16 protein-coding genes are annotated in these 15,115 nt (G+C 62.6%); 10 read left to right on the top strand and 6 right to left on the bottom strand.

Going from position 1 to position 15,115, the window contains the following annotated elements; genetic code table 11:
• Genes C8N43_RS19540 through dusB form a run of 3 tightly spaced genes read right to left on the bottom strand, consistent with a single transcriptional unit; the run spans position 1 to position 2,222 of the window.
• Complete coding sequence (locus C8N43_RS19540; protein WP_158269898.1) at positions 1–174, bottom strand: hypothetical protein; 174 nt, start codon at positions 172–174, stop codon at positions 1–3.
• Positions 175–1,248: a two-component system sensor histidine kinase NtrB gene (locus C8N43_RS03075; RefSeq protein ID WP_107844202.1), complete on the bottom strand. Its 1,074-nt coding sequence runs from the start codon at positions 1,246–1,248 to the stop codon at positions 175–177.
• Complete coding sequence (dusB, locus tag C8N43_RS03070; protein ID WP_245912889.1) at positions 1,245–2,222, bottom strand: tRNA dihydrouridine synthase DusB; 978 nt, start codon at positions 2,220–2,222, stop codon at positions 1,245–1,247. The genes C8N43_RS03075 and dusB overlap by 4 nt, the downstream gene beginning before the upstream one ends.
• A gap of 172 nt (positions 2,223–2,394) precedes the next feature.
• Here dusB and C8N43_RS03065 point away from each other — a divergent pair, with 172 nt between their 5' ends.
• The 8 genes from C8N43_RS03065 to C8N43_RS03030 all read left to right on the top strand — a co-directional run bounded on the left by C8N43_RS03065 (position 2,395) and on the right by C8N43_RS03030 (position 8,275).
• Positions 2,395–3,525: a bifunctional 2-C-methyl-D-erythritol 4-phosphate cytidylyltransferase/2-C-methyl-D-erythritol 2,4-cyclodiphosphate synthase gene (locus C8N43_RS03065; RefSeq protein ID WP_107844200.1), complete on the top strand. Its 1,131-nt coding sequence runs from the start codon at positions 2,395–2,397 to the stop codon at positions 3,523–3,525.
• Positions 3,526–3,533: 8 nt separating this feature from the next.
• Positions 3,534–4,013, top strand: a complete 480-nt coding sequence (locus tag C8N43_RS03060; RefSeq protein ID WP_107846215.1) for a phosphatidylglycerophosphatase A family protein — start codon at positions 3,534–3,536, stop codon at positions 4,011–4,013.
• Positions 4,006–4,476 carry a CinA family protein gene (locus C8N43_RS03055; RefSeq protein ID WP_107844199.1) on the top strand — a complete coding sequence of 157 codons (471 nt, stop codon included), beginning with the start codon at positions 4,006–4,008 and terminating at the stop codon, positions 4,474–4,476. Before C8N43_RS03060 ends, C8N43_RS03055 begins: the two co-directional genes overlap by 8 nt.
• Positions 4,477–4,639: 163 nt before the next feature.
• On the top strand, positions 4,640–5,821 hold the full coding sequence (locus C8N43_RS03050; protein ID WP_107844198.1) for an ammonium transporter: 1,182 nt from the start codon (positions 4,640–4,642) through the stop codon (positions 5,819–5,821).
• 170 nt (positions 5,822–5,991) lie between these two features.
• On the top strand, positions 5,992–6,399 hold the full coding sequence (locus C8N43_RS03045) for a DUF2852 domain-containing protein (protein ID WP_107844197.1): 408 nt from the start codon (positions 5,992–5,994) through the stop codon (positions 6,397–6,399).
• A 63-nt stretch (positions 6,400–6,462) separates the two neighbouring features.
• Entirely contained in the window at positions 6,463–6,918 is a 456-nt protein-coding gene (locus C8N43_RS03040; RefSeq protein ID WP_107844196.1) for an RDD family protein, read from the top strand.
• A 146-nt stretch (positions 6,919–7,064) separates the two neighbouring features.
• On the top strand, positions 7,065–7,892 hold the full coding sequence (locus tag C8N43_RS03035; RefSeq protein ID WP_107844195.1) for an arginyltransferase: 828 nt from the start codon (positions 7,065–7,067) through the stop codon (positions 7,890–7,892).
• Complete coding sequence (locus C8N43_RS03030; RefSeq protein ID WP_107844194.1) at positions 7,892–8,275, top strand: VOC family protein; 384 nt, start codon at positions 7,892–7,894, stop codon at positions 8,273–8,275. The genes C8N43_RS03035 and C8N43_RS03030 overlap by 1 nt, the downstream gene beginning before the upstream one ends.
• A 37-nt stretch (positions 8,276–8,312) precedes the next feature.
• On the opposite strand, the gene C8N43_RS03025 is transcribed toward C8N43_RS03030, so the two are convergent.
• The 3 genes from C8N43_RS03025 to C8N43_RS03015 form a co-directional block, all read right to left on the bottom strand.
• Positions 8,313–10,667, bottom strand: coding sequence for a TRAP transporter large permease (locus tag C8N43_RS03025; RefSeq protein WP_107844193.1), 2,355 nt, complete (start codon positions 10,665–10,667; stop codon positions 8,313–8,315).
• Positions 10,668–10,679: 12 nt separating this feature from the next.
• Positions 10,680–11,594: a TRAP transporter small permease subunit gene (locus C8N43_RS03020; RefSeq protein ID WP_107844192.1), complete on the bottom strand. Its 915-nt coding sequence runs from the start codon at positions 11,592–11,594 to the stop codon at positions 10,680–10,682.
• Positions 11,595–11,713: 119 nt separating this feature from the next.
• On the bottom strand, positions 11,714–12,799 hold the full coding sequence (locus tag C8N43_RS03015) for a TRAP transporter substrate-binding protein (protein WP_107844191.1): 1,086 nt from the start codon (positions 12,797–12,799) through the stop codon (positions 11,714–11,716).
• Positions 12,800–12,955: 156 nt separating this feature from the next.
• On the opposite strand from C8N43_RS03015, the gene C8N43_RS03010 reads away from it, so the two are divergent.
• Entirely contained in the window at positions 12,956–14,446 is a 1,491-nt protein-coding gene (locus tag C8N43_RS03010) for a cache domain-containing protein (RefSeq protein ID WP_107844190.1), read from the top strand.
• Positions 14,443–15,087 carry a response regulator transcription factor gene (locus tag C8N43_RS03005; RefSeq protein ID WP_107844189.1) on the top strand — a complete coding sequence of 215 codons (645 nt, stop codon included), beginning with the start codon at positions 14,443–14,445 and terminating at the stop codon, positions 15,085–15,087. The genes C8N43_RS03010 and C8N43_RS03005 overlap by 4 nt, the downstream gene beginning before the upstream one ends.
• Positions 15,088–15,115: the final 28 nt, after the last annotated feature.

Raw genomic sequence — 15,115 nt, 5'->3', positions numbered from 1 at the left:
TCAAAGCTCCTTGAGCATGGCAAAGTGAGAGGGGCGAGGTATGGTGTGGTGCGGTTCAAATCGGCAAAGCTCGACCACTCGGTCGGCAACAGCGCCGAACAACCAAGGCGGCTGCTTCTTGAGCGATAGCGGCGAAAAAGGCGGGTCAGCTTTGCGGATAACAAACAACGGCATCTATTCGGCCTCCTTCGGAGCGACCGGAAGGGAAATCCGAAACGCCGTGCGGCCCGGAGCGGAGGAGACGGAAATCCAGCCATCATGCTCGGCAATGATCTTGGAGACCAGCGCCAGACCAAGCCCGGTGCCGTTCTCGCGCCCGGAGACGAAGGGCTCGAAAATCTCGCCATCCAACTCCGGCGGTAGTCCAGGCCCGTCGTCGATAATCTCGATCTGCAGGGGCACTGCAGCACGCGATCCGTCCGGGCGCTCTACTCGCAGGGACAGCTCGTAATACGTCCGAATTTCGATCGTACCACTGGACTTTCCGGCGGCTTGCGCGGCATTGCGCAAAAGGTTCAGGAACACCTGAAGCAGTTGATCGGAGTCCGCAAATGTCGGCGGCAGGGACGGGTCAAAAAACTCGCGAATTTTCATGTGGGCTGCAAAGCCCACAGCGGCGGATTTCTGGGCCCGGTCCAGCACATCGTGGATGTTGACCGCGCGCCGCTGCGGGGGGCGCAAGTTGCCAAACTGTTCTACCTGTTCCAGCAGCTTTACAACCCGACGTGTCTCTTCCACAATTAAGTCTGTAAGCTCAATGTCTTCTCCGCTCAAGCTCATGCTCAAAAGTTGCGCGGCCCCGGTTATTCCGGCCAAAGGGTTCTTGATTTCGTGGGCCAGCATCTCTGCCATGCCGATCGCCGACTTGGCCGCCGTCTTGGACTGCATCGCACGACCCATCTTTTCTGCAATCTCGCGTGGCTCGAGCAAGATGAGAATGTAGCCTGGCCGGTCGACCATCGTGGTGATCTGCACATCACACTGGACCGGCGCACGTTCGCCGGACCCGACGTCGACGGTGTTGACGAAGAGCGCGGACAGGTCACGCCGCACGCGCGTGACGGCCTCGTCCAATGGAGCGTTGACATGCAGCTTGTCCCAGACCGGCGCGCCGCGCAGGGATTTCGCCGACAGGTTCATGAACGTCTCGCAAGCCGCATTCACCTCGGCCACGCGGTTTTCGCTGTCTATGATGAGCGCGGGGATCGGCAGGGACGACCACAGGGTATCGAAGAATCCCGGGCTCATGCGGCGGCCTTCTCACATAGCGCATCGGGAAGAAGTCGCAGAACCCGCGCAGAATCGTGCGCTGTCAGCACCTCGCGGCGAAGCGCGGTGTCTGTCGAGGCCGCGTCCATGTACCAACCCAGATGCTTGCGCGAGACGCGGCTGCCAAGCTCTGTGCCGTAGAACGCCAGCATGTCCTCGTAATGCGCCGAGACCATGTCGATCAACCCCCGGCCTGCCGGGATCACGGGGGCCGGCGTGCCGTGAAGTTCGTGCGCGATTTCGGCGAGGCACCAGGGCCGCCCTTGCGCGCCGCGCCCAATCATGACCCCATCCGCGCCGGATGAGGACAAGGCCGCCCGTGCGCTCCGTGCGTCGACGATATCGCCATTGGCGATGACGGGGATCGAAACGGCTTCTTTCACGGCGCGGATCGCAGCCCAATCGGCACGGCCCTTATAAAACTGGCATCGGGTTCTGCCGTGGATCGTGATCATCTTGATGCCTGCGGCTTCCGCCCTGCGGGCAAGATCAGGAGCGTTCATCAAGTCGTCGTCCCAGCCCAGCCGGGTCTTGAGCGTGACCGGCACTTCGACCGCCGCGACCACGGCGTCGATCAGGGTCAGTGCGTGGTCAAGATCCTTCAGCAGCGCCGAGCCCGAATAGCCGTTGGTGACCTTCTTGGCCGGGCAGCCCATGTTGATATCGATCACCTGCGCCCCATTCGCCGCCACGACCCGTGCGGCTTCGACCATCCAGCGCGCTTCGCGACCGGCCAATTGAACGGAGGTGTTGGCGAATTCCATGCCCAACTCTGCCTTCTCGCGCACGCCGGGCTTGGCTTGGACCATCTCCTGGCTCGCGACCATTTCCGAGACCACGAGCCCTGCTCCGAAGCTCGACACCAGCTTGCGGAACGGCAGATCGGTGATGCCAGCCAATGGAGCCAGCAGCACGGGCGGGTCGATCTGTCTGTCTGCCAACGCGAGGGGCACGTGATTAATCCTTGTGCATTCTCCATCTGAGCTAGAGCCCAATTGGACCCGAGGCAACGCTAAGCCACAGAGAGATGACGTGAAATCGGGCTGAAAACCGAGACTGCACAAAAAATAGGCGCTGGTGGCTGGCCCATTGTCAGCGCCGCTTGCAGAAACTAGACGTGCGAACATGACTGGGGCACCCAAAACCACCGCCGCCGTGATCGTGGCGGCCGGGCGCGGCACTCGCGCCGGAGGCGAGATTGCCAAGCAATGGCAAGAGCTTGCCGGACGGCGCGTGATCGACTGGACCTGCGCCGCCTTCGCCGGGCGCGTGGATCATATCGCGCTTGTAATCGCAGAAGACTGCCCCGCTGACTGGGTGCCTGAGGGCGTTGAACGGGTCGTCGGTGGCGACAGCCGCGATGCGTCGGTCCGGCGCGGGCTTGAGGCGCTTGAAGGGCGGTTTGACCGCGTTCTGATCCATGATGGCGCACGGCCTTTGGTCAGCGCAGATGTCATTGATCGCGTGAAAGAAGCGCTGGATCAGCATCAAGGCGCGGCCCCCGGCGTCGCGGTAACCGACACCTTGTGGCGGGGGACCACCACGGTCGACGGCGTTCAGGACCGCGAAGGCCTGATCCGCGCGCAGACGCCCCAAGGCTTTCAGCTGCAGGCCATTCTGGCAGCCCATCGCGCCCTTGATACTCCCGCAACCGACGATGTCGGCGTCGCGCGGGCCGCGGGAATTGAGGTTGCCATCGTCGAAGGCTGCGACGACAACATCAAGATCACGACCCCCGACGACTTCGCCCGGGCTCGCCGCATTCTGGAGGCTGACATGGATATTCGCACCGGCAATGGCTTTGATGTGCACCGCTTCGGCCCCGGCGATCATGTGGTGCTGTGCGGCGTCGAGGTGCCGCACGGGCGCGGGCTACAGGGCCATTCAGATGCTGATGTCGGGTTGCACACGATCACCGACGCGATCTATGGCGCGCTGGCGCGCGGCGATATCGGGCAGCATTTCCCGCCCTCCGATCCGCAGTGGAAAGGCGCGGCGAGCCATATCTTTCTGGAGCACGCGCGCGATCTGGCCGCCGAGATGGGATTCTCGATCAGCAATGTCGACTGCACCCTGATCTGCGAAGAGCCGAAAATCGGACCGCACGCGGAGACGATGCGCGACAAGGTGGCCGAGCTTCTGGCGATTGAGGGTGACCGTGTGTCGGTCAAGGCCACCACATCCGAACAGCTAGGCTTCACCGGCCGCCGCGAGGGGATCGCCTGCATGGCGACCGTGACTTTGGTGAAGCGCTGATGTTCTCGGTGTCAAAGCTCTGGGCGACGTTCTTCTATACCGGGCTCTTGCGCCCTGCCCCGGGAACCTGGGGCTCTGCGGCGGCCGTGATCGCCGCATGGGGCATCGTCTCCTGGCAAGGCGCGCTTGGCCTCGCGGTGCTGACGGTAATGATGTTCGCCGTGGGCTACCTGGTCACAGATATGGAGACACGCGGCAAGGACGATCACGACCCGTCCGAGATTGTCATCGACGAGGTCGTCGGCCAATGGATTGCCCTGCTTCCCGTCGCGATTGGCGCTGGACACGCCGGGGTCCCGATCACCGCACTGTGGCCGGGCATCTTGACCGCCTTCGTGGCGTTTCGCGCGTTTGATATCTGGAAGCCGGGCCCCGTCGGCTGGGCCGATCGCAAGCACGGACCGCTAGGTGTGATGCTTGACGATGTGGTCGCCGGTATCATGGCCGCGATTGTCGTGATGATCGGCGCGTGGCTGTCCCATGGGTGACGCGGCGCAGGTCCTTGATGCCGCCCGCGCCCGGGGATGGCGTATCGCGACGGCAGAAAGCTGCACCGGTGGGTTGATCGCGGGCGCCCTGACAGAGGTTCCCGGCAGTTCCGACGTGGTGGAATGCGGCTACGTCACCTACTCCAACGCCGCGAAGACGCGCATGCTTGGCGTCACCGCCGCCGCGCTCGATGCGCACGGTGCGGTGTCCGAGGAGGTCGCGCGCGAGATGGCCCATGGCGCGTGGGGGCGCGCCGGGGTGGACTTGGCGGTGTCCGTCACAGGGATCGCAGGTCCCGGCGGATCTGAGTTCAAACCCGAAGGCATGGTGTGCTTCGGACTTGCTACGCCCACGGGCGTGATCACCGAGACGATGCAATTCGGCGCTCTCGGGCGCGCGCAGGTGCGCCAAACCACCGTTGAGCGCGCGCTGACCCTGTTGCTGCAGGCCTGCGATTCATAATCGCCGCTTTCGACGGCATAGCCTCCCTTCGACGCACAATTTCTAAGCACTTCAAAAATCGCACGGCTTTTGGGCGCTCTCTGTGCGCAATGCCTCTTTTACTGGCGCGCGGCACGCGGTTTTTGCGCCGGTAACGCAGAATAAACCAAGAGGGATATACCCAATGAACGGAGCGGATACCGCCTGGATAATCGTCGCCACAGCCTTGGTGCTGTTCATGACCCTGCCGGGTCTGGCGCTGTTCTACGGGGGCCTTGTGCGCGCCCGCAACGTGCTGTCGGTCTTCATGCAATGCTTCGCCATCGCATGCTTGATGTCGATCTTGTGGCTGGCCGCGGGTTACTCCATCGCCTTCGGCGATGGCAACGCCTATTGGGGTGGTCTGGGCAAAGCGTTCCTGAACGGCGTGACGGCAGAGACTTTGTCAGGCACCCTGCCCGAGGTTCTGTTCTTCGCCTTCCAGATGACCTTCGCGATCATAACGCCGGCGCTGATCGTGGGCGCTTATGTCGAGCGGATCTCGTTTGGCTTCGTGATGACCTTCTCGGGGCTGTGGATGCTGATCTGCTACGCACCGGTGGCCCATTGGATCTGGGGCGGCGGTTTGCTGGCGGGTGAAGACTGGTCACTGTTCTCCGAAGGCGTCAACGATTTCGCCGGGGGCATCGTGGTGCACCAGACGGCGGGTCTCGCCGCATTGGTCGTCGCCGTGTTCCTCGGCCAGCGCCGCGACAAGTCCAAACCGCCCCACAACCCCGGCATGGTCATGATCGGGGCCGCAATGCTCTGGGTCGGCTGGTTCGGCTTCAACGGCGGCTCGCAGCTGGCCGCGGACGGCACCGCCGCGATGGCGCTGACGGTCACGCATATCTCGGCCGCCACCGCATCGCTGAGCTGGGCGCTGTGGGAGCGTATCCGCTACGGCAAGGCGTCGCTCGTGGGCATGGTCACCGGCACCATTGCTGGTCTGGCCTCGATCACGCCTGCGTCGGGCTCTGTCGGCCCGGTTGAGGCGCTGATCATCGGCGGTGTCGCAGGCATCATATGCCAAGAGCTGTGCGGCATTGTGAAAAACGCGCTCAAGATCGATGACACGCTTGATGTGTTCGCGGTGCATGGCGTCGGCGGCATGTTCGGCATCATTATGCTGGCGGTGTTCGGCCATGCCGATTGGACCGCGCAGTTGGGCGGTTTGCTTGTCGTGGGCATCTGGACACTGGTGATTACAACGCTGATTGTGCTGGTCACAAAAGCCATCTTCCCGATCCGGGTGAGCGATGAGGACGAGGTCACGGGCCTTGATCTAACCTCCCACGGAGAGCGGGCCTACGACATGACCAGCTGATCCGGCTCTAAAACCAAGGAAAGGCGCGAGGGTTTCTCGCGCCTTTTTTCGTTTTGCATCAGTATCTTTGCGGAAAACTCGCTAAAATCAGCAGCGAATGACTTGACCAAGCAGCTCTCCACACCCAAATATGTAAATGTAAATAACATTCACATAAAGGAACCACCCATATGACACCCTCACCCATGACTGCCCAAACCATGCCCCGGATGGGTTGGTTTGCCCGCGCCGAGGCATGGCTCGACGAACGCGGCAAAGGTGCCTGGATCGCCGCCATGGTTCTCGGGTTCATTTTCCTGTGGCCCGTCGGCTTCGCCCTTCTGTTCTACATGATCTGGAGCAATCGTATGTTCAACTCATCCTGCCGCCCCGCCGCCATGCGCCGTAACCGCCACGCCTTCGCGACCTCCGGCAACAGCGCGTTTGACGCCTACAAGGCGGACATGCTGAAGCGCCTCGAAGATGAGCAGGCCGCGTTTGAAAGCTTCCTGGAGCGCCTGCGTGAAGCCAAGGACAAGTCGGAATTCGACACGTTCATGGAAGAGCGCGCCGAAGCTGCGAAGTCCAACGACGCCTAAAGCAAACGAACCGGCCCCGCCCGAAAGCGGCGGGGCCCCTTCCCTTTTGAAAGATCGCACCCCATGTCCGATACCATGAGTTATGATGCCCTTCCCGATCCGGCCACTGATCCCGCCTTCTACGACGGAGTGGTCCTGAAGCGCTTGTTGGCGTGGGTGGTCGACACGCTGCTGATTTCGGTCATCGCGGTGGTGATCGCATCGCTGCCGCTGTTCTTGCTGTGGTTCATCTTCCCGGCGGTGTTTTTGGTGGTCTCGCTGATCTACCGGATCGGCACGATCAAGGCCTACTCGGCCACGCCCGGCATGCGCCTTTTCAATATCGAGCTGCGCACCTATCAGGGCAGTCCCCTGGATGGCGGCGAAGCGACGTTGCACACGATTGGCTATCTGGTGGCCAGCGCGTTCTTCATCCCTCAGATCATCTCGCTGTTGATGATGATGCTTGGCGAGCGCGGCCAAGGCCTGCACGACATGTTCGTGGGTGTCGTTGCGATCAACAGCCCCGGACGCGTGTGAGGGCGTCATTGCGGGGATGACGTGCCTGCATAATCGACGCGTTAACCGGGTTTTAACTCTCCGATGTGAACTTTCCTAAAAAGCAATTGTTAACCGTCGGAGCCGTTGTTAGGCTCCGTCAAAATTGCTCTTCTAGTTAGGGTATCATGCGTCACACGCTTCCCATTGCGCCGCAATTCTACGTGACGGCCCCCCAAGCCTGCCCGTATCTTGACGCGCGCCGGGAGCGGAAGTTGTTCACCGCCCTTCAGGGCGAGCATGCGAATACCCTCAACAACACACTGTCCAAGCAAGGTTTCCGCCGGTCTCAGAACGTGCTGTACCGCCCGTCCTGCGCGGATTGCTCTGCCTGCCTGTCGGCGCGCATTCGCGTAGCCGACTTCGAGCCGTCGCGGGGTCAGCGCAAATGCCTCAAGCGCAACGAGATGCTTGAGCGCGAGGCGACCTCGCCCTGGGCCACCGAAGAACAATACGATCTGTTCCGCCGCTATCTGGACAGCCGTCACGCCGATGGTGGCATGGCCGATATGGACATCTTCGAGTTCGCCGCAATGATCGAAGAGACGCCGGTCAAGAGCCGCGTCATCGAGTATTGGGATCGCAGCGGCGACGAGCCGCAGCTGATCGCGACCTGCCTGACGGATGTGCTCGATGACGGGTTGTCGATGGTCTACTCGTTCTACGACCCAGATTGGCGCCGCAACTCGCTTGGCACCTACATTATTCTCGACCACGTGCGCATCGCGCAGGAGGCGGGACTGCCTTACGTCTACCTTGGCTACTGGGTCCCCGGCTCGCCGAAGATGGGCTACAAGGCGGGCTTTTCCGCGCTCGAGGTCTTCCGCGGCGCGGAATGGGTCCAGATGGTCGACGAGTCGCAATTCGATGCGGACACGCATCCCCTATCGGTCGATCCCATTGCAGAGCAAGTCGCGCGGATCAACCTGCCGGACACCCGCGCGCCCAAAGACTGATGCACATCTCCAGCTTTGCGATCGTCGTCCCGGACTATGATGCCGGGATCGCGTTCTACGTGGACCGCGTCGGGTTCACCCTGATTGAAGATACCGATCAGGGCGCGGGCAAACGCTGGGTGCTTGTCGCCCCGTCCCCGAAGGCCGAAACCCGCATCCTGCTGGCCCGCGCGCAAGGTGAGACCCAGACCGCGGCCATCGGCAACCAGACCGGCGGGCGCGTGGGGTTCTTTCTGCACAGCGATGATTTCGACGCGGATTTCGCGCGTCTGCGCGACAATGGCGTCGTGTTTGAGGAAGAGCCGCGGTCAGAAGCCTACGGCAAGGTCGCCGTCTGGCGCGATCCCTGGGGCAACCGATGGGATCTGTTGCAGCTCACCTGACGTGTCGAAGGCGACCTTCACAGGCCGCCCCCATTGATCAGTTTCCGATCAGGTTCGGCAGGATCGTCACGACCCCCGGGAACGCCGCCAACAAGCCCAACCCAGCCACCTGGATCAGCACGAAGGGCAGCACGCCGCGGTAAATATGGCCCGTCGTGACCTCTTTCGGGGCCACACCGCGCAGGTAGAACAATGCAAAGCCGAAGGGCGGCGTCAGGAAGGACGTCTGCAGGTTCACCGCGATCATGATCGTCACCCATTTCGGGTCCATGGTGCCGCCGTAGATCACCGGGCCCACGATGGGGATCACGATGTAGATGATCTCGAGGAAGTCCAGCACGAAGCCCAGGATGAACAACACCAGCATGACGATCAGGAACACGGTCCATTCATTATCGAAGCTGCGCAGGAACTGCTGGATATAGTGCTCCCCCCCGAAGGAGATCACGACGAGGTTCAAGAGCTGCGAACCAATCAGGATGGTGAACACCATCGACGTGACCTTTGCCGTCTCGCGCACCACCGGGCTCAGCACCCCGTAGCTCCACAGCACGTAGCAGGAGAACAGCAGCCCGAACATCGCGTAAAGATAGGCGGCTTGCGCCACGACGAAGGCGAAAACGTTCTCGAACGCCACGTCGTCGATGTTCATGCGCATGTCGAAATTCGTTCCGAGCAGGATCATGATCACGATGGCGAAGCTGGTGATCAGCACGATCCGGGGCGACCGGCCCTCGTCCTGCAGCTTGCGGTAGGCGGCGAGCATGATCGCACCACCGGCGCCAAGCGCCGCGGCGGGCGTCGGGTTGGTGATACCGCCAAGGATCGAGCCCAGCACGGCGACGATCAGCACCAGCGGCGGGAACACAACCCGGATCAGGTCATTCGCCCCGAGCCTGCGTGCCGCGAAGGTCGCGCCGTAAAGGATCATCGCGATCGGCAGCGCCATGTAGACCAGCGTAGTGCCCGGCGATGTCGTCGGGAACACGGCCAGCACGTCGATCAGCGCCATCAGCAAAATGCCCGCCGATCCCACGATCAACGGCACGGGCGAGGCAGAGGGCGAGACGCCCCGCGCCAGCGCAAACATCATCGCAAAGAACAGCATGGTGATCGCGATGCCGGTCCCGATCGGTGCGGCGGCGGCAACCTTTTCGGCCACAGCGGCTTCCAGCTCTTCCGGGGTCAGGCGCACGGATTGCTGCACGCCCCCGGCCTCTGCGATGGCGCTCTGCTCGGCCACGGCGGCGTCCCATGCCTCTTGGCCATGCAGCTCGATCATCGAGGCCTGGCATTCGGGCGAGACATTGGTGCGCAGCGACGCTGCCTCTCCCGCGTCGGTGAAGCTGTCGACGGTGAAGTTCTGGGATCCGATCACGTTAACCTGCATCAGCAGGATCAAGCCCACGACCAGACCCACGGGCGCGAACAGGAACCAGGTGAAGGCCTCGGAGCGCGCGATGGGTTCCGCGTTTGCTGCGCCCATTTCCACGGCCGGTGCCTTCGATGGGTTCAGCAGCGCGTAGCAGAACGCGTAGCCCGCGTAGAGCAGCGCCAGCAGGATGCCCGGCAGCAAGGCCGCTTGGAAAAGGGTGCCGACCGACACCACGGCGGGCTCGCCGAGATAGGTTAGCGCGTCGGTACAGCCTGCAAGGATCGCACGGTTTTCCTGCGCGGCGGAATACAAATCACCGGCCAACGTGCCCAGCAGCACGATCACGATCGAGGGCGGGATGATCTGCCCCAACGTGCCCGACGCGGCGATGACGCCGGTCGCGATCTCGGGCGAGTAGCCGTTGCGCAGCATGGTCGGCAGGGACAACAGCCCCATCGTCACAACGGTTGCGCCCACGATCCCGGTGGAGGCCGCAAGGAACGCACCAACGACAACCACGGAAACTGCCAGTCCGCCCGGCAGCGGGCCAAAGACGCGCGCCATGGTGGTCAGCAGGTCATTGGCGATCTTGGAGCGTTCCAGCGTGATGCCCATCAGCACGAACATCAGCACGGCCAGCAGCGTCTCGATGGAGGCACCCGCCAGCACGCGCTCGTTGATGCGGTTCACGATGAAGGACACGTTGCGGTCCAGCGCGGTCTCCCAGCCCTGCACGAAGACCGGCTCCGCGATGCGGGGCAAGTCGGGGTATCGGAAGACCGATATCGCCTCCGCCCTGACGCCTTCTGATAGAAGGGCCGCGTATTCGGGTGCATTCTTGTCGATCGCCTGGTGGATCAGCAGCCCGCCCGTGTCGAGCGCCGCGATGATCCCGAAGGAGATGATCGCAGAGCCGCCAATGGCGAAGGCCACCGGAAAGCCCGACAGGATCGAGCCGAACAGGCACAGGAAAACGATGATCAGGCCAATTTCGACGCCGTCTAATCCGAAAAGCATGGTCCCTGCCCCTTAGTGAATGTCTGCTGCCAGCTCGGCTTCGTCGTCGCCAAGTCGGTCTTTATCAAGATATTTGCCATCGCTCTCGGGGCCCTCTTTCCATTCGAGGTAGGAGCGCATGAAGAACGCCATCGCGTGCAGGAACACCAGCGCGGTGAAGGCGCAGAGCAGGATCTTGAACAGGAAATAGGCGTTGAAGCCGTTGGGCGAGAAGCCGATGGTCTCTACATTCCAGCGCAGCGCGCGGGACTTGGCCAGCAGGCGGTCCAACGTGTCGGATGCGGACGGGTTCGGCACGATCAGGTGCCGCCACAGGAAGTACCAGCTATAAAGCCAGGTCAGTACCGCCATCGGCATCATGAACAGCAGGCTGCCCGCCATATCGATCACCTTCTTGGTGCGGTAACTGACCGCGGAATAGACGAGGTCGACGCGGACATGGCCGCCCTGCACGAAGGTGTAGGTGACGCAAAGCGCCACGACCAAGGCGTTGTAGAATTTCAGCTCTTCGGCCCACCAGCTGATATCCTTGGAGAAGGTCATGCCCAGCCCCATGGAAATCTGAGCCTGCGCGAAGATGCGCTGCACAAAGATAATCACGATCTGCTGCAGCACCATGAACAGGCCGGCCCAGGCGGCCACGCGCCCGATGACGTTGGCAAAGCCCTCCAACGCGCGCACGCAGCCCCACATGAACGCGTTGCGCCAGAAGCCTATGGCGAGCAACACAAGGAAGGTCGTGATGCAGAAGAAGAAGAACTCGACGGAGCCGCCATAATAGACAAAGCGCATGAGCGCCTGCTTGTCTTCGGCGGAATTGTCCCACAGGACCCAACCCAGCCAGTCGCCCATCGTGAACAGGGCGTAGGCCGTGTTGTAGAAGGCCATGGCGATGTTGGTGACAAGCCAGATGATGCCGTCGAGCATGTGCGATCCCCCCGGAAAGTTGCCTGAGGCTTGTCGTGTAAGCCCCTGATGTTGCGGCCCCTTCTACGCCAAAGGCGCGGGGCCGCAACTTGATCTAGATCAGATAAATCTGATCGGGCTTAGCCGCCGAGAACGCGGGTGCGCTGCTCGACATAGTAGCCGTCGGACTTCTGAATCCAGGACGCGGACGACGCGAGGCTCGTCTCGAAGCTTTCACGGGTGCGCGCGAACAGCTCGTCGCCCATGTTCTCGTCCATGACCTTCTTGGAGGCCGCGCCATAGGCATCCCACACGTCATCGGGGAATTGCAGGGTCTTGACGCCCTGCGCCTGCAGACGCTCCAGAGCCGCGCCGTTATTGGCGAGCGTCTGGGACAGCTGGTAGGCGGTGGTGGCCTTGGTGGCGTTGTCGATGATCGCCTTGTGCTGATCGGACAGCGACTCCCAGACCTCGAGGTTCATGCCGCAGGACAGACCCGAGCCCGGCTCGTGGAAACCAGCGGTGTAGTAGATCTTGGCGACTTCCTGGAAGCCTGCGCGCTCGTCGGCGAAGGGACCAACCCACTCCAGACCGTCCAGAGCGCCCGAAGACAGCGCCTGGTACAGCTCGCCGCCGGGGATGTTCTGGACCGATGCGCCCAGCTCGCCCAGCACCTTGCCGCCAAGGCCCGGCATGCGGAAGCGCAAACCCTGCAGGTCGGCGGCGGAGTTGATTTCCTTGCGGAACCAACCGCCCGACTGCGAGCCGGAGTTGCCACACTGGAACGACTTCAGACCGAAGATCGAGCCCAGCTCGTCATGCAGGTCCTGGCCGCCACCATGGTAGTACCAGTTGGTCAGCTCTTGCGCCGTCGCGCCAAACGGCACGGCGGTGTAGTAGGCATAGGCCGGGTGCTGGCCGATGAAGTAGTAGTCGGCGGAGTGGTAGAGGTCGGCCTGACCGGACGACACGGCGTCAAACACCTCGAACGCGCCCACAAGCTCGCCCGGGGCTTTCTTGTCGATGGTCAGATCGCCACCGGACATGGCGTTGACGGCCTCGTTGAAATAGGTGGCTGCGTCATCGAGCACGGCGAAGCCGCGGGGCCACGACGTGACCATGGTCAGCTGGCGCTTGCCCTGTGCGACGGCCGGAGCGGCCAGCGCGGTTGCGGCAACGGCCGAGCCGCCAAGCGCAGAAGTTTTCAGAAAAGAACGGCGATCCATTTGGTATCCTCCCATTGATAGACGTGTGCCCGGCCATTCTGATGCGGCGGGGCACTCTCCCGTACGTAGCGCGGACCCTAGAGATGCAAGCGGCGCTGTAAATACCCGGTTCCCGGTAGTTTTGGCCTGAATCCGCCCCCTGGGCGCAATTTTTTGATGCCCCGGCGCATTGACCGCGGCCCGCAGGCCCGCCTAATTGTCGAAAAGGGAGGAAGCCTCGTGGCCTCAAGGGCGCAGACATGGCGTGACAGCATCCGGCTGAGCTATGGGCAGAAGATCACCCTTCTGGCCACCCTGCCCCTGATTCTTGCCGTCGGCGCTATCGCATGGATCGTGGCCAACCAGTCGCGCCAGCTGGCCGAGAACGAAATCAGCCAGCTCGAGGCGCGCCTGATCGAGACCAAGAAGGAAGAGCTGCGCAATTACGTCACCCAGGCGCGCAACGGCTTCTACTACATTTACGGCAACGCCGCCCCGGACGACGAGACCGCCAAGCAACGCGTGGCCAACATCCTGTCGGCGATGATCTATGGCGAGGAAGGTTTCTTCTTCGTCTACGACTACGACGGCCGCGCGATCGTGCACCCGCGCCAGACCGACTACATCAATCAGGACCTCAGCGGCTTGACCGACAGCCTTGGCACGCCGGTTGTGGACCCGCTGATAGAAATCGCGCGCGGCGGAGCGGGTTACCACACGTTCCTGTGGCCCAAGCCTTCCACCGGCGAAGAGGCGATGATGGTGGCCTATGTGACCGGCTTTCAAAGCTGGCAATGGGCCGTCGGCACCGGCGTCTTCATCGACGACGTGCTGGCCTCCGTCGCCTCCGCACGTGCCGAGACGCAGGCGCGCATCGAACGCACCTTCGTCTATATCGTGCTGATCACGATCCTTGCCCTGCTTGGGGTCTTCATCACGGGCCTTCTGCTCAATCTGCGCGAGCGGCGGCTGGCCGACGCCAAGCTCCGGGCGCTCACCGAGCGGATCATCGACACGCAGGAAGAAGAGCGCGGCCGCGTGGCCCGCGAGCTGCATGACAGTATCAGCCAGATCCTTGTGGGCATCCGCTACACGCTGGAGCTGGCCAGAAAGCGGGTGATGAGCGGCGATGTGAAGGCATCCCAGAGCCTCGACAAGGGGATCGGCGGGCTGACCGAGGCGATCCACGAGGTGCGCCGCATCTCCTCGGACCTGCGCCCCGGGGTACTGGATGATCTGGGCCTTGGCCCTGCCCTGAAATCACTCGTGGATGCCTTTGCGGAGCGCACCGGGATCGAGACCGAGTTTCAGACCGTCGTGTTCCGCAACAGGCTCGACAAGGATGCCAAGATCGCGCTCTACCGCATCGCGCAAGAGGCGCTGACCAATGTCGAGCGCCACGCCGAGGCGAGCCGCGTGACGATCGAGGTCTCCGGCCACCGCCAGGGCGCCACGATGCGGGTGCAGGACAACGGGCGCGGCATCGACAGTGATCGCTCAAGCGGACTGGGCCTGCGCAACATGCAAGAGCGGATCGACCAGCTGGGTGGCACCCTGCGGGTGTTGTCGAGCCAGGACGGAACGATCATTGAAGCTTCCGTCCCGCTGTCGCATATGCTGTCGCCGAAGACCGAGCGCGACCCGAAGACCACGAGGAAATCCGCATGACCCGACCGATCCGCGTCATTATCGTAGACGACCACCCGATGGTGGCCGACGGCATCTGCGCCATCCTCGAAAGCTACGACGATATCGAGGTGCTCGGCACGCTCAGCAACGGGCAGGAAGTCGTCGACCGGGTGGAGGAACTGGCCCCCGATGTGATCTTGATGGACCTGAACATGCCGCAGCTGGGTGGCCTGTCGGCGACCGAGATCCTGCTGGAACAGAACCCGGGCACCCGCATCCTGATCCTGTCGATGCATGACGCGCCGGAATATGTCTCCACCGCCATGTCCCACGGGGCCAAGGGCTACCTGCTGAAAGATGTCCCGACCGAGGAAATCCACACAGCCATTCAGGCCGTGATGCGCGGCGAGACCTATCTGTGCGGCGGCGCGACCGCGTCCCTGTCCCCCAAGACCTCCGACGGGCGGGAGGTTCTCACCGCCCGCGAGCAGACGATCCTGTTGCAGCTGGCCCAAGGCCGCTCGAACAAGGAGGTCGCGGCCGAGCTCGACATCTCCGTGCACACGGTCGAGACCCACCGCAAGAACATCAAGCGCAAGCTCGGCATCAACTCCACCGCCGGGCTGACCCGATATGCGATGGAGCATGGGGTGTTGCAGGGCACGGGTGTGGAGTTTTGAGGCGACAATGGGCTCCCCTTGCGAGCAT

It is taken from the genome of Litoreibacter ponti (genome assembly GCF_003054285.1).
In the GTDB taxonomy this organism is placed as follows: Bacteria; Pseudomonadota; Alphaproteobacteria; order Rhodobacterales; family Rhodobacteraceae; genus Litoreibacter; species Litoreibacter ponti.
The sequence above is the reverse complement of the archived record's forward strand: the minus strand, read 5'-3'. Positions and strand labels throughout refer to the sequence as shown.